At 70.3% G+C, this 19168-nt stretch carries 21 protein-coding genes; 14 read left to right on the top strand and 7 right to left on the bottom strand.

Going from position 1 to position 19168, the window contains the following annotated elements:
* The 7 genes from VE172_RS15715 to VE172_RS15685 form a co-directional block, all read left to right on the top strand.
* Window positions 1-1086: aldehyde dehydrogenase family protein (locus VE172_RS15715; RefSeq protein ID WP_324802873.1), on the top strand; the 1086-nt coding region annotated here is incomplete at its 5' end.
* 24 nt (window positions 1087-1110) lie between these two features.
* A complete protein-coding gene (locus VE172_RS15710; RefSeq protein WP_324802872.1) occupies window positions 1111-2052 on the top strand; it encodes an ABC transporter substrate-binding protein in 942 nt (313 codons plus the stop codon).
* Window positions 2049-2837, top strand: coding sequence for an ABC transporter permease (locus VE172_RS15705; RefSeq protein WP_324802871.1), 789 nt, complete (start codon window positions 2049-2051; stop codon window positions 2835-2837). Before VE172_RS15710 ends, VE172_RS15705 begins: the two co-directional genes overlap by 4 nt.
* Window positions 2834-3616, top strand: coding sequence for an ABC transporter permease (locus tag VE172_RS15700; protein WP_324802870.1), 783 nt, complete (start codon window positions 2834-2836; stop codon window positions 3614-3616). Before VE172_RS15705 ends, VE172_RS15700 begins: the two co-directional genes overlap by 4 nt.
* Complete coding sequence (locus tag VE172_RS15695) at window positions 3616-4392, top strand: ABC transporter ATP-binding protein (protein WP_324802869.1); 777 nt, start codon at window positions 3616-3618, stop codon at window positions 4390-4392. The genes VE172_RS15700 and VE172_RS15695 overlap by 1 nt, the downstream gene beginning before the upstream one ends.
* Before the next feature lie 3 nt (window positions 4393-4395).
* Window positions 4396-5562 carry a 4-hydroxybenzoate 3-monooxygenase gene (locus VE172_RS15690; protein ID WP_324802868.1) on the top strand — a complete coding sequence of 389 codons (1167 nt, stop codon included), beginning with the start codon at window positions 4396-4398 and terminating at the stop codon, window positions 5560-5562.
* A gap of 9 nt (window positions 5563-5571) precedes the next feature.
* The gene (locus tag VE172_RS15685) at window positions 5572-6369 is read left to right on the top strand and encodes a DUF427 domain-containing protein (RefSeq protein ID WP_324802867.1); all 798 of its coding nucleotides are present in this window, start codon (window positions 5572-5574) and stop codon (window positions 6367-6369) included.
* Here VE172_RS15685 and VE172_RS15680 read toward each other — a convergent pair.
* Window positions 6338-7342 (bottom strand): hypothetical protein, encoded by a 1005-nt coding sequence (locus tag VE172_RS15680; protein ID WP_324802866.1) that lies wholly within the window; start codon window positions 7340-7342, stop codon window positions 6338-6340. The genes VE172_RS15685 and VE172_RS15680 overlap by 32 nt on opposite strands.
* A 90-nt stretch (window positions 7343-7432) precedes the next feature.
* Here VE172_RS15680 and VE172_RS15675 point away from each other — a divergent pair, with 90 nt between their 5' ends.
* The 4 genes from VE172_RS15675 (at window position 7433) to VE172_RS15660 (ending at window position 9322) form a co-directional block, all read left to right on the top strand.
* Window positions 7433-8026: a TetR/AcrR family transcriptional regulator gene (locus VE172_RS15675; protein ID WP_324802865.1), complete on the top strand. Its 594-nt coding sequence runs from the start codon at window positions 7433-7435 to the stop codon at window positions 8024-8026.
* 113 nt (window positions 8027-8139) lie between these two features.
* The gene (locus VE172_RS15670) at window positions 8140-8610 is read left to right on the top strand and encodes a fluoride efflux transporter FluC (protein WP_324802864.1); all 471 of its coding nucleotides are present in this window, start codon (window positions 8140-8142) and stop codon (window positions 8608-8610) included.
* Window positions 8607-8951, top strand: a complete 345-nt coding sequence (locus tag VE172_RS15665) for a DUF190 domain-containing protein (protein WP_324802863.1) — start codon at window positions 8607-8609, stop codon at window positions 8949-8951. The genes VE172_RS15670 and VE172_RS15665 overlap by 4 nt, the downstream gene beginning before the upstream one ends.
* Before the next feature lie 17 nt (window positions 8952-8968).
* Window positions 8969-9322: a fluoride efflux transporter FluC gene (locus VE172_RS15660; RefSeq protein WP_414715109.1), complete on the top strand. Its 354-nt coding sequence runs from the start codon at window positions 8969-8971 to the stop codon at window positions 9320-9322.
* 3 nt (window positions 9323-9325) lie between these two features.
* Here VE172_RS15660 and VE172_RS15655 read toward each other — a convergent pair whose 3' ends face one another.
* The 5 genes from VE172_RS15655 to VE172_RS15635 form a co-directional block, all read right to left on the bottom strand.
* Window positions 9326-10582: an MFS transporter gene (locus tag VE172_RS15655; RefSeq protein WP_324802861.1), complete on the bottom strand. Its 1257-nt coding sequence runs from the start codon at window positions 10580-10582 to the stop codon at window positions 9326-9328.
* 202 nt (window positions 10583-10784) lie between these two features.
* A complete protein-coding gene (locus tag VE172_RS15650; RefSeq protein ID WP_324802860.1) occupies window positions 10785-11510 on the bottom strand; it encodes a CAP domain-containing protein in 726 nt (241 codons plus the stop codon).
* Window positions 11511-11731: 221 nt separating this feature from the next.
* Complete coding sequence (locus tag VE172_RS15645; RefSeq protein ID WP_324802859.1) at window positions 11732-12502, bottom strand: SDR family NAD(P)-dependent oxidoreductase; 771 nt, start codon at window positions 12500-12502, stop codon at window positions 11732-11734.
* Between the two features lie 109 nt (window positions 12503-12611).
* A complete protein-coding gene (locus tag VE172_RS15640; protein ID WP_324802858.1) occupies window positions 12612-13325 on the bottom strand; it encodes a VIT1/CCC1 transporter family protein in 714 nt (237 codons plus the stop codon).
* 37 nt (window positions 13326-13362) lie between these two features.
* Complete coding sequence (locus VE172_RS15635) at window positions 13363-14583, bottom strand: DUF418 domain-containing protein (RefSeq protein ID WP_324802857.1); 1221 nt, start codon at window positions 14581-14583, stop codon at window positions 13363-13365.
* A gap of 192 nt (window positions 14584-14775) precedes the next feature.
* Between VE172_RS15635 and VE172_RS15630 the strand changes: the two genes are divergently transcribed.
* A complete protein-coding gene (locus VE172_RS15630) occupies window positions 14776-15975 on the top strand; it encodes a TetR/AcrR family transcriptional regulator (protein ID WP_324802856.1) in 1200 nt (399 codons plus the stop codon).
* 305 nt (window positions 15976-16280) lie between these two features.
* Here the strand turns inward: VE172_RS15630 and VE172_RS15625 are convergent, their stop codons facing one another.
* The gene (locus VE172_RS15625) at window positions 16281-16820 is read right to left on the bottom strand and encodes a CHAP domain-containing protein (protein ID WP_324802855.1); all 540 of its coding nucleotides are present in this window, start codon (window positions 16818-16820) and stop codon (window positions 16281-16283) included.
* Window positions 16821-17010: 190 nt separating this feature from the next.
* Here VE172_RS15625 and miaB point away from each other — a divergent pair, with 190 nt between their 5' ends.
* Window positions 17011-18498, top strand: a complete 1488-nt coding sequence (gene miaB / locus VE172_RS15620) for a tRNA (N6-isopentenyl adenosine(37)-C2)-methylthiotransferase MiaB (protein WP_324802854.1) — start codon at window positions 17011-17013, stop codon at window positions 18496-18498.
* A gap of 14 nt (window positions 18499-18512) precedes the next feature.
* The coding region (locus VE172_RS15615; RefSeq protein WP_324802852.1) for an AfsR/SARP family transcriptional regulator at window positions 18513-19168 on the top strand (656 nt) is incomplete at its 3' end.

The following is a 19168-nucleotide window of genomic DNA, read 5'->3' as shown; positions in this document are numbered from 1 at the left end:
AGCACCGACAACCCGGGCGCGCTGTCGCTGTCGGTGCGGCAGCCGGCCGGGGTGGTGGCCGCCTTCGCCCCCTGGAACGCGCCGTTGATCCTGGGCTGCCGCGCCGTGGCCGCGCCGCTGGCGGCCGGGAACACCGTGGTGCTCAAGGCCAGCGAGAAGGCGCCCATCTCCAGTGGACTGTTCGTCGCCGAGGCCCTGATCGACGCCGGGCTGCCGCCGGGTGTCCTCAATGTCATCACCAACGACCCCGACGACGCCGCCGAGGTGGCCCGCGCGTTGATCGGCGACCACCGGGTGCGCCGGGTCAACTTCACCGGCTCCACCACCACCGGGCGCCGGATCGCCGCCCTGGCCGCCGAGACCCTCACCCCCGTGGTGCTGGAGCTCGGCGGCAAGAACGCCCTGCTGGTGCTGGACGACGCCGACGTCGAGTACGCCGCGGGCGCCGTGGCCTTCGGCGCCTACCTCAACTCGGGGCAGATCTGCATGTCCGCCGACCGGGTGCTGGCGGACCGCTCGCTGGCGGCCGAGCTCACCGAGCGGATCGCGGAGCGGGCCGCGGGGCTGCGGTGCGGCGACCCCACCGACGCCCGCAACGCCCTGGGTCCCCTGATCGACGCCGCGTCCGCCCGCCGAGTGTCCACACTGGTGGACGAGGCGGTCGGTTCGGGCGCGAGCGTGGCCGTCGGCGGCGGCGCACCCGAAGGCGCCTGCTATCCGGCGACGGTGGTCACCGGCGTCACCGGTTCCATGGCGCTGCACCAAGAGGAGATCTTCGGTCCGGTGTGCACGGTGCTGCCCGTCGACGGCGACGACGCCGCGATCCGCCTCGCCAACGACAGCCCCTACGGCCTCACCGCCGGCGTCCTCACCGAAGACCCCTCCCGAGGCTGGGACGTGGCGCGCCGGCTGGACACCGGCATCGTCCACGTCAACGACCAGTCCATCGACGACGAACCCCAGGCGCCGTTCGGCGGGGTCAAGGACTCCGGCCACGGGCGCTTCGGCGGCGCTCACGGCATCGAGGCGTTCAGCGACACCCGCTGGATCACCCTGCTGGGACGCCACCGCCAGTTTCCCATGTAGAGCCCGGCCCATCTAAGGAACGCCATGCGTAAAATCCTCGTTCCCCTCGCGATCGCGTCGCTGCTGGCGACATCCGCGTGCTCCCCCTCCCAATCAGCCGGAGGAGCCGACGACGTCACCGTCGGCGTGATCCCCATCGTGGACGTCGCGCCGATCTACCTCGGCAAGCAACAGGGCTTCTTCTCCGACCGCGACATCGACCTGAAGCTCAAGGCCGGACAGGGAGGCGCCGCGATCGTCCCCGGCGTCACCAGCGGCGACTACCAGTTCGGCTTCAGCAACCTGACCTCCCTGATGGCCGCGCAGACCCAGGGGCTCGACGTCAGGGCGGTCGCCGCCGGGGTGTCGTCGACCGGCAAGAGCGGCAAGGACTTCGGCGCCGTCGTGGTGCCCAAGAACAGCTCCATCAAGTCCGCCAAGGACCTCGCCGGTCACACCGTCGCGGTCAACACGGTCAAGAACATCGGCGACACCACGATCCGCGAGTCGGTGCGCGCCGACGGCGGAGATCCCTCCAAGGTGGACTTCACGGAGTTCGGCTTCCCCGACATGCCCGCCCAACTCGACGCGGGCAACGTCGACGCCGCGTGGGTCGTCGAGCCCTTCCTGTCCATCACCCGCGACTCCGGCGCCCGTCCGGTTGCGTGGAACTATGTGGACACCGCACCCGACCTCTCGGTCGCGGCGTACTTCACCACGGCCGACTACATCTCCGGCCACCGCGACCTCGTCAAGCGCTTCACCGCCGCGATGAACGAGTCCCTGAGGTACGCCACCGCCCACCCCCGGGCGGTGCGTGGCATCCTCGGCTCCTACGCCGACATCGACGCCAAGGTCGCCGACGAGATCACCCTGCCCGCCTGGCCCACCCGCATCAACGCCGACTCCACCGCCACGCTGGCCAAGCTCGGCGTCTCCGACGGCGTGCTGAAGTCCAAGCCGGACGTGGACAAGCTGCTGCCATGACGTCCGCTCCGCGCCGCACGGCCCGCCTGACCTACGGTCTGGCCGGCGTCGGCTGCGCCCTGGTGCTCGCCGAGGCCCTGCCCCGCATGGGAATCGTCGACCCCCGCCACCTCCCGCCCACCTCCCGGATCGCCGCCGCGCTCGCCGCCGAGCTCGGCAGGAGCGGCTTCTGGCTCGCCGTGGCCGACACGGTGGCCGCCTGGGCCCAGGGCCTGGCGATCGCCGTGGTCGCCGGGGTCGCCTGTGGAGTCGTGATCGCCACCGTTCCCGGGCTGCGCGCCGTCACCGCCTCCACCATCGAATTCCTGCGCCCCATCCCCTCGGTGGCGCTGATCCCGCTGGCCATTCTGCTGTTGGGCACCGACATCAGGTCCACCCTGCTGCTGGTGGTGTACGCGTCGTTCTGGCAGGTGCTGGTGCAGGTGGTCGCGGGCATCCACGACATCGACCCGGTCGCGGCGGACACCGCCCGGGCCTTCCGATTGTCGGCGCCGCAACGCATCTGGCACCTGGCGCTGCCCACCGCCCTGCCGTACGTCCTCACCGGCGTGCGGCTGGCCGCGTCGGTGGCCCTGGTGCTGGCGGTGACCGCCGAGCTCGTCATCGGCGCCCCCGGACTCGGCCAGGAGATCTCCGTGGCCATGACCGCGGGCGCCGTCCCGCGGATGTACGCGCTGATCGCGGTGGCCGGGGTGCTGGGCGTCGCCGTCAACCTGGCCGCCCGCGGCACCGAACACCGCCTGCTGCGCTGGCATCCGTCCGTCCGCGAGGAGGCGACCGCGTGACACTAAGGACCGTCCTATGGCGACTGGTGACCTGGTTCGGGCTGCCCGTCGTCCTGGTGGCGGCGTGGTGGTTCGGCTCGGAGGGCAGCCGCAGCTTCTACTGGCCGCCGCTGACCGAGATCCTGCGCACCTTCACTCAACTGTGGACGCCCGAGCGCTGGGCCGCCGACGTGCTGCCCAGTCTGGGCCGCCTGGCCGCCGGGTACGCGGCCGCCGCGCTGCTCGGCGTCGGCATCGGCGTCGCCATCGGGCTGTGGTGGCGGCTGCGGGCGATCGCCGAACCGGTGCTGGAGTTCTTCCGCGCCATACCCCCGCCCGTCCTGGTGCCCGTCATCATGCTGTTCGCCGGGATCGGCGACGGCATGAAGATCGCGGTGATCGTGTCCGGCTGCGTCTGGCCGATCCTGCTCAACACCGTCGCCGGCGTCCGCGCCATCGACCCGATCCAGCGCGACACCTGCGCCGTCTTCGCGACCCGCCCGCTCACCCGGCTGCGCCGCCTGGTGCTTCCCGCCGCGGCGCCCCACATCGTCACCGGAATGCGCCAGGCACTGTCCATCGGCATCATCCTCATGGTGATCTCCGAGATGTTCGCCGCCCACTCGGGACTCGGCTTCGCCATCGTCCAGTTCCAGCGCGGCTTCGAGATACCCGAGATGTGGAGCGGCATCATCCTCTTGGGACTGATCGGCGTGGCGCTGTCGGGCGCCTTCGCGCTCGCCGAGCGCCGGGTCCTGGCGTGGTACCACGGAATGCGCCGCGCCGAGGGGAGCCGCTGATGACCGCCGCCCGCCTGTCGGTGCACGACCTCGCCAAGACCTACGACACCGGCACCCGCCAGGTCCACGCCATCGACAAGCTGAACTTCACCGTGGAGGCGGGCGAACTGCTGTGCGTCGTCGGGCCGTCCGGTTGCGGCAAGACCACCCTGCTGCGCTCCATCGCGGGCCTGCTGCGCCCCACCTCCGGGCGCCTCGAGGTGGACGGCCAACCGGTCGACGGCACCCCGCCGGGCACGGCCGTGGTGTTCCAGGAGTACGGACGCAGCCTCTTCCCCTGGATGCGCGTCGCCGACAACATCGCGCTCGTCCTACGGGACAACGGGATCAGGTCGGCCGAACGCCGCGAACGCGTCCGCGAGGCCCTGGATCAGGTGGGGCTGGCCGATACCGCCCGCGCCTACCCCTGGCAGCTGTCCGGCGGCATGCAGCAGCGCGTCGCCATCGCCCGGGCCCTGGCGTACCGCCCCCGGCTGCTGCTCATGGACGAACCGTTCGCCGCCGTCGACGCCCAGACCCGCGCCGACCTGGAGGACCTGGTGTACCGGCTGTGGCGCGACCTCGGCGTCACCATCGTCTTCATCACCCACGACATCGACGAGGCCGTCTATCTGGGACAACGGGTGCTGGTGCTGTCGGCGGAGCCCGCGCGGGTCCGCGAGGAGATCGCCATCGATCTGCCCGCCGAGCGCGACCAGCTGGCCACCCGCGCCGATCCCCGCTTCATCGAGCTGAGAACCCAGATCCAGCAACACATCCGCGACTCAGGGAGGTAGCCGATGCGCGTCCAGGTGGGAATCGTCGGCGCCGGACCCGCCGGGCTGCTGCTGGCCCGGCTGTTGGGGCTGCGGGGCATCGAGTGCGCCGTGTTGGAGCTGCGCAGCCGCGCCCACTGCGAATCCCGGGTGCGCGCCGGCGTCCTCGAACAGGGCACGGTGGACACCCTGGACGACGTGGGCGTGTCTCGGCGCCTGCACGCCGAGGGGCAACGCCACGAGGGAATCGAGCTGCGCTTCGGCGGCGGCCGCCACCGCATCGCCTTCGAGAGCCTGGTGCCGGGCCGCGCCATCACCGTGTACGGCCAACAGGAAGTCGTCAAGGACCTCAACGCCGCGGTGCTCGCCCAAGGGACCCCGATCCACTTCGGCGTCACCGACGTCCAACCCCACGCCATCGACACCGACCACCCCTACCTCACCTTCGACGGCCAGCGACTCGACTGCGACTTCATCGCCGGATGCGATGGCTCCCACGGCATCTGTCGTCCCTCCATACCCGACGGAAGCCTCGACTACTTCGTCCGCGACTACCCCTTCGCCTGGCTCGGCGTCCTGGCCGCCGTGGCGCCGTCCGCCCGCGAGCTCATCTACTCCCAGCACGACAACGGATTCGCGCTGCACAGCATGCGTTCGTCGACGGTGAGCCGCTTCTACCTCCAGGTCGCCCGCGACGCCGACAGGTCCCAGTGGCCCGACACCCGCATCTGGGAGGAGCTCGCCCGCCGCCTCGAGACCGTCCCCGGGTTCACCCTGCGCGCCGGCCCCATCATCTCCACCGACCTCACCCCCATGAGATCCCTTGTGGCCGAACCGATGCGCCACGGCCGTCTCTTCCTGGCCGGCGACGCGGCCCACATCGTCCCGCCGACGGGCGCCAAGGGCCTCAACCTGGCCGTCGCCGACGTCAGGCTCCTCGCCGACGCCATCGCCGACTGGTACGCGGGCGACCCCACCGGCGTGGACACCTATTCGCGGCGTTGCCTGCGCCGGGTGTGGCGCGCCCAGCATTTCTCCTGGTGGCTCACCACCCTGCTGCACACCTTCGACACCGACGACTCCTATGCCCGGCGCCTGCGCACCGCGCACCTGGATTACGTGGTCTCCTCCACCGCGGCGGCCACCACCTTGGCCGAGAATTACGTCGGCCTGCCCCTGCCGACGCGATAGGTTGAGGCCATGCTGACACTGGGAAACGGACCGCTGTCCATGCATCCGCCGCAGCGGGTGAACTACCGTCTCGACGGCCCCGCCCACAAACTGATGATGACGCCCTTCCCGCGCCGGGTCCGCGCGATCCTGGGCGGCGAAACCGTTCTCGACACCCGCGACGGCCAGCTGCTGTACGAGAGCGCGCTGCTGCCGCAGCTGTACGTCCCGGAAGTCGACATCCGCCTCGACCTCATGCACCCCACCGACCACACCACCCACTGCCCCTTCAAGGGCGACGCCTCGTACTGGACGATCCGGGTCGGCGACCGCGCCGCCGACAACGCGGTGTGGGGCTACCCCCAACCCAACCCGGCCGCCACCTGGCTGGCGGGGTATCGGGCGTTCTACTGGGACAGGCTGGACGCCTGGTTCGACGAGGACGAGGAGGTCTTCGGCCACCTGCGCGACCCCTACACCAGGGTGGACGTCGTGGCCTCCAGCCGCCACATTCGGGTGCTGGCGGGCGATCGCGTGATCGTCGAAACCAGCGCGCCGAAGGTGTTGTCGGAGACGGGTCTGCCCAACCGCTACTACCTGCCGCGCGACGCCGTCGGCGCCGACCTGCTGGAGAGGAGCGACACCAGCATGTACTGCCCCTACAAGGGACGGTCAACGTACTGGTCGTTGCGGGTGGGCGACGAGCTGATTCCCGACGTCGCCTGGTCCTATGAGCAACCGCTGCGGGACGCCGGGGATGTCGCCGGTCACCTGTGCTTCCTGCACGATCGCCTGGTCATCGAGGCGGACGGCTCGCCCCCGGCGTGACGTCGTACCCGGCGAGGGCGTCGAAGGCCGCCTTGGGTTCCCAGTGGTGGTCGTCGTCGATCGCGGCGACCACGCCGCAACTGGCGGCGTCGAAGTCGCGCGCGGGGTCGCGGGGGTCGTGCACCGAGCCGTACCACACGAAGCCGAACCAGAACGCGGTGTCCACTCCGGACTCATCGAGGACCGTCAGCACCTCGGTCAGGTACCGCGCCTGCTCGGCCTCGTCGCGGATCAGCTCGCGTTTGAGCCCCACGGGGGCGCCGGTGTCGGGGTCGTAGGCGATGACGTCGTGGCTGGCGGGGCCCTCGTCCGCGGCGCCGCGGTAGGTGGCGCAGCCGAACTCGGTGATGGCGGCGGGCTTGCCCTGGGAGGCGAAGGCGCGCATCAGTTCGGGGTATCTGTCGGCGATCGCCGAGAAGCGGTAGCCGGTGTCGGTGGCGATGTAGTCGAAGGGTTCCCAGTCGACGTTCTCGAACGGCAGGGACGCGTAGCTGATCTTGCCGCCGAACCGCCCGCGCACCACGGCGACGGCCTTGGCCAGGAAGTCGTTGATGAGCGCGGGTATCTCCGGCATCGCCTCGCGGACGCGCGTGGCGCGTTCGGCGTAGGCGTCGCCCGGAACGAATCCCGGGACCATGATGCTGAGTTCGGAGCCGGTGAGCAGCACGATCTCGGCGCCGCCGCGCCGCAGGTCCTCGGCGAAGGAGGCCAGGTCGGCGAGCATGTCCAGCAGGTCGTCGGCGCCCACGTCGCAGGTGAACGGGCACAGCCATACCTCCAGGCCCGCGTCGGCGGCGTGCCGCGCGGCGATCTTGAGGCGCTCGGGGTCGCCGCCGGTGACGCGCACGGCGTCGCAGCGCAGCCGATCGCGGATGGCGCGCATGTCGCGGCGGGCGGCGTCGGCGTCGAAGACCTGGCTGCTGGTTCCCTTGTGGATGAATCCGGTGTCGTAGCAGATGCCCTTGGCTCGCACGAGTCTCTCCTTAGTTTGGGTACGGTACGTACCGTACTGTATCGAGGATCGACCGTCCACCCGCGGCCTGTGAGGTACGCTACGTACTCAATGATCGAGAAACCGACCCGGCGGCGCGGCGCCGCCCTGGAACAGGCGATCCTCGCCGCCGCCGCGACCGAGCTCGAAGCGGGCGGCTACGCGGCCTTCACCATGGAGCGGGTCGCCAAGCGCGCGGGCACCAACAAGAACGCCGTGTATCGCCGCTGGCCCAACCGCGTCGCGCTCGGCCTGGCCGCCTACCGCGAGATGATCGCCGCCGAGACCTGCGTGCCCGACACCGGAGAGCTGCGCGCCGACGTGCTGGAGATGCTGCGCGGCGCCAACCGCCACCTGGCCTCGCCGTACGGGGAGATCGTCCGCGGCCTGCTGGCCGACGCGGCGGCGCGGCCCGAGCTCATGGAACAGCTGCGCGAACGCATGGCCGCGGGGGGCGGCGAGGACTGGCTGACCGTCTTGGGGCGCGCCGTGGCGCGCGGGGAGGCACCCCCCGAGTCGCTGCACCCGCGGGTGGCCACGGTGCCGATCGCCCTGCTGCGCAACGAATTCGTCGTCCGCGGCTCCACCACCGTCCCCGACTCGACGCTGGTGGAGATCGTGGACGAGGTGTTTCTCCCGCTGATTCGCGGCCGGACCCGCCCGTGATCGCCGGGTAGGCTCGGTGTCGGCGGTGGGGCCCGCCGTTCCCCGCGTCGGGGAGAACCGCGATGGTCGCCAACGGTCCCTACCCGGACGAAGTCTGCAGGTAGGAGACGTGCGTGCCCAGGACCGTTACCGAGGCTCGGCCCCGCGCGGCCGCGGCCAAGACGAGACGCCGACGGCTGAATCGCCGGTCGGCCAGCGTGTTGGCGGTCGTGTCGGCCGGCGGCGCGATCGGGGCGCTGGCGCGGTGGGGGATCGCGTCGTTGCTGCCCGCGCGCACCGGGGGCTTTCCGTGGGCCACGTTCATCACCAACGCGGCCGGCTGCCTGCTGATCGGCGCGCTGATGGTGCTGGTCACCGAGGTGTGGAACGGGCGGCGGTTGATCCGGCCCTTCCTCGGGGTCGGCGTGCTGGGCGGGTTCACGACGTTTTCGACCTACGTGGTCGACATCCAGCGGCTGTTGGCGGAGCGGGAGGCGGCGACCGCGTTGGGCTACCTCGCGGGGACGATGGCGGTGGCGCTCGCGGCGACCTGGGTGGGGACGGTCGCGACTCAGGGATTTATCCACAGGAGAGGATCGCGATGAGGCTCGAGGGTTCCGCGGTGCGGCTGACGATCTTCGTCAAGGAGGACGACCAGTGGCACCATCGCCCGCTGTATTCGGAGATCGTGCATCGGGCGCACGCCGCCGGTTTGGCCGGGGCGAGCGTGCTGCGCGGGATCGAGGGGTACGGGGCATCGTCGACGATCCACACGACGCGCATCCTGTCGCTGGCCGAGGACCTGCCCGTGGCGATCGTGATCGTCGACGCCGAGGACAAGGTGCGGGGCTTCCTTCCGCAGCTTGAGGAGCTGGTGTCGGAGGGTCTGGTCATCATCGACCCCGTCGAGGTGGTTCGGTACGCGGGCAAGGAGAACACGTCGTGACCCCGCTGCTGGTGATCATGGGCGCCATGGTGGGCGCGCCGTTGCGGTACCTGGCCGATCGGGCGGTGGCCGCACGGCACGACTCGGTGTTCCCGTGGGGGACGCTGGTGGTGAACGTCGCGGGCTCGCTGATCCTGGGCTTCCTGGCCGCGGGCGTGGCCGCGCGCGGGGTGGCGCCCGCGGTGTGGACGGCGGCGGGGATCGGGTTGTGCGGGGCGCTGACCACGTACTCGACGTTTTCCTTCGAGACGATCCGCTTGGTGCGCGACGGTTCCCGGTTCTACGCCGCCATGAACGCCGTGGCCAATGTGGGCGCGGGGCTGGGCGCGGGCGTCATCGGCGCGATGCTGGCCCAGGCCGTGTGGCGGTGAGCCTCACGGCGCGGCCGCGGCGGGCGCCGGGATGTCGCGCATGAGGCGCAGCGGCGACAGCAGCATCCACAGGATGGACACGGCGATGCCGACCGCGGCGATCCACAGTGCCGCGTGCGTGGATGTGACGGTCGCGAGGACGCCGCCCGCCAGCGCACCGATCGGCATGATGCCCCACGTCATGAACTGCGACGTGGCGCCGACCCGTCCATAGAGGTGCTTGGGGCACAGCGACTGGCGGGCGCTGACCTGAAGCACGTGATTGACGATGATGGTGAACGACACCAGAAAGCTGCCCACCACCGCGACCGTCAGGCCCCAGCCCGCCGTCGTGAGTGGATAGAGTCCGAAGCCGACGGCGTACAGACAGGAGCCCAGCACCAGGGCGCGGGCGTTGCCCAGCCGCTGCGCGATCCTCGTGGCCACCAGGCCCGCGATCACGGCGCCCACCAGACCCGACATGCTCACCAACCCGATGACCCACGGCGACAGACCCACGCGGCGCACCAGATAGGTCAACCACACCGCGTCGTTCATCGCCTGAAAGAAGATCGTGCACACCGCGTACCCCGCCAGCGGTCGCAGGATCCGGTGGCGCCACACGAAACCCCAACCCTCGGCGATCTCGCGGCGCAGGTGCGGGCGCTCGGGACGGGGCGGCGCCGGTTCGCCGTGGCGCACGCCGCGCAGCCACACCGCCGACCACACGAAGCTCAGCGCGTCGACGGCGATGGCGATCGGCGCGGTGAGCCACTGGATGAGGAAGCCGCCGCCACCGCTGGCCAGCACGGCGGCCACGGAGGTGTTGGTGGCGAGCCTGGCGTTGCCCTCCACGAGATCCTCGGTGGACAGCAGGCGCGGCAGGTAGGTGCCCGCGGCGACGCCGAAGCACACGGTCCCGACCCCCGCCAGCAGCGCCACGGCGTACAGCTGGGCGAGGGTGAGAACGCCCGCGAGGTAGGCGATCGGGACCGTGGCCAGGATGACCGCGCGGGCCGCGTCGGCGGCGATCATGACGCCCCGCACCCGAATGCGATCCATCCACGCCCCCGCCACCAGCCCGAGCGCCAGCCACGCGGCGGTCGCCAGCGCCCGCAGCAGCGACACCTCGAAGGCGGTGGCGTGCAGCGTGAGCAGCGCCAACAGGGGGAAGGCCAGCAGGCTCAGCCGGGAACCGATCTCGCTGATTGCGTTGGCGGCCCACACGCGGCGAAAATCGGGGTGGCGGCGCAGCAGGCCGCGGACGGGGGTGTTTCGCACAAAAGTTGAGTCTAGGCGACTCAACCTTGGCCGCGTGGTGATGCCGAACACAGCATCGTGAGCGCCAGTCGTTCATTGTCAAACCCGAGATGTGAACGGACGGACTTGTTCGCCGGCAAGGCGGACAACGAACGCGCGCGCACGACGCGCGCGACCAGGACAGCTCGGTCCAGCGGTCGAACCGGCCGTTGGAAGCCGGTTTCTAAACGGAGCCGAAGTCCTGCGTCCAATAGCGGGAGCCGTCGGCGGCGTCGGCGACGCCCATCCCGATCGCCTTGGCGTCGCAGTTGAGGATGTTGGCGCGGTGGCCGTCGGAGTTCATCCACGCGTTCATGACGTCGTCGGCCGTGGTCTGGCCCTCGGCGATGTTCTCCCCGATGGCGCTGTCGTAGCCCTCGTCCGAGGCGCGGTCGGTGAAGGTGCGGCCGTCTTGGGAATTGTGGTCGAAGTAGCCGTTGGCGGCCATGTCCTTGCTGTGGCCCGTGGCCGCGGCCACCAGGCGATCGTCCACATGCACCTCGCCGCAGCCCGCCGAGGCGCGCTCCTTGTTGACCAGGGCGACCACGTCGTCGCGCAGCTGGGCGTACCTGTCGGCGGGCTTGCTACTGGAGTCGTGTGTGGACGGTTTGTGGCTGGGCTTGTTGGCGCTCTTGGACGGCCGCGAGGTCGGGGCGTGGCTGCTGGAGGAGGAGCCCGCGTCGTGGCTGGATTCGTCGGCGGCGGCCGAGGCGTCGGCGGCCTCGGTGGCGTCCTTGGGCTCGGGGGAGCCCGCCAGCTGGGCGGCCGCCAGACCCGCGCCGCTGAACAGCAGGACGCACACGGTGGCGACGATTCCCCAGCGCGCCCTGGCGAACTGGCGGCGATGGGCGCCGCCCCGCGCGCCGCGAGGGGGCGGGGGTAGCGGGGTCTTCCACGTGCGGGTAGCCATGTCCGAGCCAGGATAGCGATGTAAATGCGTAAATGTCACCCGCGCGGCGGTGGAACCCGCGCGGGTGACGTCAAACCGCCAGGTCCGCCTCAGGGCTCATAGCCCTACGGTGGACCCTCCATGCCGCAGCTCCCCGAGATGTATCGGATATGGGAGCTGACTGGCCCGCTCGTTGTCACACCTTGGAGAGATGTGACAACGCACCGAAGAGCCAGGGCTTCTCAGTCGCGCGAACCGAAGTGGCGCAGCTTGATGCCCGCCGACTGGCCGCCGTCGATCGGCACCACCATGCCCGTGATGTACGACGACTGGTCCGAGCACAGCCACTTCACGGCGTCGGCCACCTCGTCGGAGGCGCCCACGCGCCCCATCGGCGTCGACTTCGCCGCGTCGGCCTCCATCTTCGGGTCGGCACCGGCCATGTAGTGGGTCTTGATCGGGCCGGGCGCCACCACGTTGACGCGGATCCCCTGGTCGGCGTAGTCCAGCGCGGCGACCTTCGTCATCGCGACGATCCCCGCCTTGCCCGTGACGTACGCGGCCAGGTGGGACACGCCGTTGACGCCCGCCATGGACGCCATGTTCACGATCGCGCCGCCGCCCGAGGCCAGGATCGCGGGGATCTGATACTTCATGCCCAGGAACGTTCCGTGCACATTGGTGCGAATCGAGCGGTCGAAGTCCTCCAGCGAGTACTCGGCCAACAGGCGCGGCATCACCGGGGCGTTGGCGTTGTTGAACGCGAAGTCCAGTCGTCCGAAGTGGTCGACGGCGGCGTCGACGCTGCGGCGCACCGCGTCGGCGTCGGTGACGTCGGTGGGAACCGCCAGCGCGTCGCCGCCCGCGTCGCGAATGTCGCGCACCAGGGCGTCCAGGGCGTCGGCGTCGCGGGCCGTGGCCACCACCGAGGCACCCTCGCTGGCGAAGGACCGCGCCGTGACGGCACCGATTCCCTTGCTGGCGCCGGCGATCAGTACAACCTTGTTCTTCATGGGATTACTCCTTGAGCCGTGGCTGGTCATGCCACCACTGTGCCCGCCGAGCCGCCGGCGCGCATCGGCTCGCGGAGGGCCGCGCGACTACTCCGCCTCGCGTACGCGGCTAGGACAGCGTGACGCCGAAAAGCGCGCCGATTCCGTACGTGACCAGCATCGTGATCAGCCCGACGCCCACATTGCGCAGTACCGCCCGCCCGGGCGCGGCGTCGCCGAGCCGGGCGCTGACGTACCCCGTGAGGATCAGCGCCGCCACCACCGCGCCGCCGCAGGCCCACAGCTGCCAGGCCAGGGGCAGCACCAGCACCGCGATCAACGGCAGCAGGCCGCCCACCGCGAACGACACGAACGAGGCGAACGCCGCCTGCCAGGGGCTGGTGAGGTTGTCGATGTCGATGCCCAGCTCCTCGCGGGCGTGGACCCGCAGGGCGTCGGTCTTCATCAGCTCCCGCGCGACCTCGGCGGACAGCTGCGGCGACAGCCCCTTGTCCTCGTAGATCGCCGCGAGCTCCTGCTCCTCCTCGACGGGCATGGTGGCCAGTTCGTGCCTTTCGAGCCGCACCATGGCCTTTTCGGTGTCGCGCTGGGTGCTGACCGACACGTACTCGCCGCCCGCCATCGACAGCGCCCCCGCGACCAGGCCCGCCACGCCCGCCGCCAGGACCGCCGGACGACCGGCGGCCGCACCCGCGACGCCCATCACCAGCCCGGCCACCGAGACGATCCCGTCGTTGGCGCCCAGCACGCCGGCGCGAAGCCAGTTGAGCTTCGCGCCGAGCGACTCGTGGTGGGGTTCTCGCGGATGCGGCGTGGTCGTCATGGCTTGAGTTAAACACCCCGCCATGACAACCGCCGGCTCAGGCGCGCGGCCCGTAGGCCAGTCGGCGCAGCACCTTCTCGGCCGGTCCGACCATTCCCCTGTGCTGCATGGCGGAGGCGCCGATCACCGACACCAGCCAGGTGATGGTCGACAGCCCGATTCCCAGTAGCAACGGGCTGGAGACGTGGTGGCCCAGATCGAAGGTGTACGGCGACAGCAGCACCACCCACACGACCGACTGGAACAGGTAGCCCGACAGGCTGCGGCGTCCCAGGGCCGACAGCGACCCGGTGATCATGCCGTCGGTCGGGGTGGCGGTGCGCTGGCTCAGCCACATCGCGATCAGGCCGAACAGGGCGACGTAGCCGGGTCCGGTGAACATGCCGGTGATGTTGTGCATCAGGGAGATCGAGTCGAGCGCGGACTTGTCGACACGCAGGGCATCGGCGGCGACCAGGGCCTGCGGAATGCTACCCAGGATGCCGACGCCCAGCCCGACGCCGGCGGTCCAGCCCAGCAGGCGCTGGTGCTGCCGCGGCTCCTCGAGGATGCGACGGCGCGCCGCCCACATGCCCAGCCACACGATCATGATGAAGGCCACGACGTCCAGGGTGTGCGCGGGCCACTCGCCGAGGCGGTCCAGGACGGCCTGTGTGTAGCTCGAGGCATTCAGGGAGCCGATCTTGGTCACGTGCGCGGTGACGCCCTTGCCGCTCGAGGCGATGCCCGCGATGGCCAGCATGGAGACCACCACGGCCTCGACGAGCATGAAGCCCCACACCCACACGATGATGCGGTGGAACGTGTCGCCGCGGCGCAGCAGCACGGCGGCGGCGACGACACCGACGATGCCGTAGGCGCCCAGGAAGTCGCCGTAGTACAGGAAGATCCCGTGCGCCAGTCCGAAGACGGCGAGCCAGGCGTTGCGCTTCAGCAGCACCGACTTGGCCTGCCGGGGGGTGGCGCCGGAGCGCTTCTGGCGGTTGTACAGCTGCACCAGTCCGTACCCGAACATGATCGCGAACACGGGGTACGCGTGGCTCGACACCAGCGCGAACAGCGCGAAGTTGAGGGGCTTTTCGATGCCGTGCGGATGCAGCACCAGGCCGGGTTCGCTGGCCGTCACGACGCCGACGCAGTTGGCGATCGCGATGAACAGCAGCATGAATCCGCGAGCGAGGTCGGGGGCCAGGGCACGTTCCGAGGGGCGCACCGGCCCGCGAATGTGGGGTGTGGCCACTTGGCCGTAGACAGTCACGGGTTTTCCCTTCTGTGGGGTTGGCGCGTGTGGGGCTGAAGGCACGCGCTCGATTTAGTGTTGTAGATACACTTAATCGCGTCGGCGGCCGGATTCCAGTGGGGCGAACCCCACTGTTGAGGGGAGGAAATCCGCCGTATTTCATCTGGTACTCAATAGACGAGGAGAACCAGCGCAGGGGGTGAGACGACCGTGGACGACGACATCCCCGCCAGTCTGCGTCGACTGTGGTCGCTGAACACGCCCGCGCGGCGCGGCCGTCCCGCCGAACTGGACGGACGCTCCGTGATCGCCGAGGCCGTGGCCTTCGCCGACGCCGAGGGGCTGGACGAGGTGACGATTCCCAAGCTGGCCAAGCGCCTGGGGTATTCACCCATGGCGCTGTATCGCTACGTCGGTTCCAAAGAGGAGCTGCTCGAGCTGATGCGCGACGCCGTCTACGCCGATGTCTACGAGACCGCCGGTGACGGCGACTGGCGCGCCGGGCTGAGCCACTGGGCCCGCGCCCACCGCCGCCTCCTGCACCGCCACCCGTGGGTGACGGTCATACCCACCTCGGGCCCGCCTTCGGGGCCCAACGTCGTCACCTGGATGGAGCTGGGGCTGAAAGCCTTGAGCCGCACCGGCCTCGACTGGACGGAGAGGATCGGCGTCCTGATGCTTGTGGACGGCTACGTGCGCAGCTTCGCGCGGATGTCCGCCGACCTGGCCGCGGGGCGCGAGAAGACGGGCCGCGACCAGATGGAGGTCGAGCGCCGCTACGCCGTGGCCCTGTTCGAGCTCATCGATCCCGAGCGGTTCCCCGAGGTCGCCGCCTTGATGCGCTCGGGAATCTTCGGCGCCACGCCCCCGGGCGACGACCCCGCTTTCGACCCCGACTTCGTGTTCGGGCTGGAACGGATCCTCGACGGCGTCGCGGTTTCCGTCGACGCCGCCGAGAATCGCCGTGAGTTAGTGCTGGACCTTGCCTTCGGGCATGCGGGCGGCGGGCACCTGGGGGTTGCTCCAGCCGTAGTAGCCGCCGTAATAACCGAGGTCGGTGCCGTGACCGATCGCGCCGTGGTAACTGGTGGCCCAGAAGCCGCCGTGGCCGTCGGAGACGCCGACGTGTCCATATTGGCTGGTGTTCCAGTACACGAACGCGCCCAGCGGCGGGTTGGTGTCGCCGGGGTGGGCCTTGCCCGCGTCGATGGCGCCCTGCCAGTGCGCGACCGCCGAGGGCCACACGCCGGTGGTGCCCCAGGCGTTCTCCGCCGCCATCTCGCAGTACTCCTCGTAGTCGGTGCTGCCCTGGCGCGCGGCATACCAGTCGATGGCGCCTTGCGCGGTGCCGTCGCCGGCGCTCTTGGGGACCACGTGGGTCTTGGCTTGTTCGGCGAGGCTCGGGTTTGAATCGGCGTTGGCGACCGTGGGAACGATGAACGCGGCCAGGGCAGCGGCCACAACGGCCACTCCCGCTATCGCCAAACGGCTGAATACCTTGGATCTCTTGGACATTGAGTACTCCAGTTCCGGGGGGCAGATTCGCTCATAGATACTGGAGAAGCAACACATAAAGCGACCATGATGCGGCCATAAGACCCGTGCACATGGCCGATACCGGACTCGAGCGGAATCCCGGCGGCACGGTGGTTTGCGTCGACGCCGCCGGGATTCCCGAGCTGCCAGAAGCCGAACCTCGACAGGCCGACAGCCTCTCAGTGCTGGACCTTGCTCCCCGTCTTGCTGAAGGGGACCTCCGGGTCGCTCCAACCGAGGTAGCTGTCGAAGTGGTTCAGGTCGGTGCCGTGCCCGATGGCGCCTTCGTAGCCGGTGGACCAGAAACCGCCGTTGCCGTCGGACACGCCCACGTGCCCGTACTGGCTGATGTCCCAGTACACGAACGCGCCCAGCGGCGGATTCGTGTCGCCGGGGTGGGCCTTGCCCGCGTCGACCGAACCCTGCCAGTGCGCGATGGCCGAGGCCCACACGCCGGTGGTGCCCCAGGCGTTCTCGGCCGCCTTCTCGCAGTAGTGCTCGTAGTCGGTGCTGCCCTCGCGGCCGGCGTACCAGTCGACGGCCCCCTGCGCGGTGCCGTCGCCGGCGTCCTTCGGCTGGGCGTGGGTCTTGGCCCGTTCGGCCGCGCCCGGGTTGGTGTCGGCGTTGGCGACCGACGGGATGATGGCCGCCGCCAAGGCGGCCAAAACGGCCACTCCGACCACGGCCAAACGGCTGAATACCTTGGATCTCTTCGACATGGAATTCTCCATTTCCGAGTGGGTGGATTTGCTCATAGATACTGGAGAAGCAACATATAAAGCCACCATGAGCCGGTGACGAAACCCATACATTTGGTCGTAATCGGCGAGCGACCTCATGAAACGAACGCGACCATCCGCGGCGATGTGCCCCTGGGGAGGCGACGCCGCCGGGCGTTAGCCTTGTCGGGTGAGCGCCCAACCCACTGCCAGGACATACGCCGTCACGACGTACGGCTGCCAGATGAACGTGCACGACTCCGAGCGCATCGGCGGCCTGCTGGAGGACGCCGGGTACGTCCCCGCCGGCGACGGCGAGGACGCCGACGTGATGGTCTTCAACACCTGCGCGGTGCGCGAGAACGCCGACAATCGCCTGTACGGCAACCTGGGCCACGTCCTCCCGCTCAAGAAGTCGCGGCCCGGCACCCAGATCGCGGTGGGCGGTTGCCTGGCCCAGAAGGACCGCGGCGAGATCGTCAAGCGGGCGCCCTGGGTCGACGTCGTGTTCGGCACCCACAACATCGGTTCGCTGCCGACGCTGCTGGAGCGCGCGCGGCACAACGCCAGCGCCGAGGTGGAGATCCTCGAGTCGCTGGAGGTGTTCCCGTCGACGCTGCCCACCAAGCGCGAGTCCACCTACTCGGGCTGGGTGTCGATCTCGGTGGGCTGCAACAACACCTGCACCTTCTGCATCGTCCCTTCCCTGCGCGGCAAGGAGAAGGACCGCCGCCCCGGCGAGGTGCTCGCCGAGATCCACGCGCTGGTCGACGAAGGCGTGTCCGAGGTGACGCTGCTGGGCCAAAACGTCAACTCCTACGGCGTCGAGTTCGGCGACAAGCTCGCCTTCGGCAAGCTGCTGCGCGCCTGCGGCGAGATCGACGGGCTGGAGCGGGTCCGCTTCACCAGCCCGCACCCCAAGGACTTCACCGACGACGTGATCGCGGCGATGGCCGAGACCCCCAACGTCTGCCACCAGCTGCACATGCCGCTGCAGTCCGGTTCGGACGATGTGCTGAAGCGGATGCGCCGCTCCTACCGCCGCGACCGCTACCTGGGCATCCTTCAGCGGGTGCGCGAGGCCATGCCGGACGCGGCGATCACCACCGACATCATCGTGGGCTTCCCCGGCGAGACCGACGCCGACTTCGACGACACCCTGGACGTGGTGCGCCGGGCGCGCTTCTCCAGCGCCTTCACCTTCCAGTACTCGGTGCGCCCCGGCACGCCCGCGGCCACCATGGACGAACAGGTGCCCAAGGCGGTGGTGGCCGAGCGGTACGCGCGGCTCATCGAGGCGCAGGAGGAGATCTCCTGGGACGAGAACAAGAAGCTGATCGGCGGCGAGGTCGAGCTGCTGGTGGCCACGGGCGAGGGTCGCAAGGACTCCGCCACCGGGCGCCTGTCGGGCCGCGCCCGCGACGGCCGCCTGGTCCACTTCGACGCCACGGGGCTGGAGGTGCGCCCCGGCGACGTGGTCGTCACCACCGTCACCGCCGCGGCGCCGCATCACCTGATCGCCGACGACCTGCCGATCTCGCACCGCCGCACCCGCGCCGGCGACGTGTGGGAGTCGGGCACCACGCCGAAGCTTCCGGGCGTGTCGCTGGGCATGCCGACCCTCGGCAGGCCGCGCACGGGCGAGGACTCCGACGCCGCCTGCTGCTCGGGACACTGAGGACCGGCGGCCCGATGCGGGTGGACTTGCTGGGCCCGCTGCGGGTATGGGGACGCGACGGCCGCGAGGTGGCCGTGACGGGGGCGCGGCTGCGCGGGCTGATGGTGCTGTTGGCCCTGTCGGCGGGGCGGCCGGTGTCCACCGAGCGGATCGCCGGAACATTGTGGACGGGCGAGCCGCCCCGGTCCAACACCGTGCAGTCGCTGATGTCGCGGCTGCGGTCGGCTCTGGGCGACCGCGAGGCGATCGAGGCGCGCCCCGACGGTTACGTGCTGCGGGCCGCCGACGTGGACGTCCAGCGCTTCGAGACCCTGACGGACGAGGCGCGCCGTTGTCTTGAGCCGCAAGGAGACTCGGCCCGTGGATCCTCCGCCGGGGTGTGGCTTTCTCCGGAGCCGCAAGCAGACTCGGAGTCCGAGCCCGCGGGCGGTGCGAGGGACTTTCGGGGCGCCGCCGCGCTGCTGCGCGAGGCGTTGGACCTGTGGCGCGGCGAGCCCGACCTGATCGCGACCGTGGACGACGCCGCGTCGACCCGCCTGGTGCTGCTGCGCGACGACGCCCGCGTCGACCTCGCCGAGGCCGAGGTCGCCCTCGGCAACGCCGCCGCCGTGTTGCCCGCCCTGCGGGAAATCGCCGCGGCGCGGCCCCACCGCCAGCGGGTCCACGCGTT

Source organism: Stackebrandtia sp., from assembly GCF_035643755.1.
GTDB lineage: Bacteria > Actinomycetota > Actinomycetes > Mycobacteriales > Micromonosporaceae > Stackebrandtia.
Note: the sequence above shows the minus strand (reverse complement) of the source record. Positions and strands in the feature narration are given on the sequence as shown.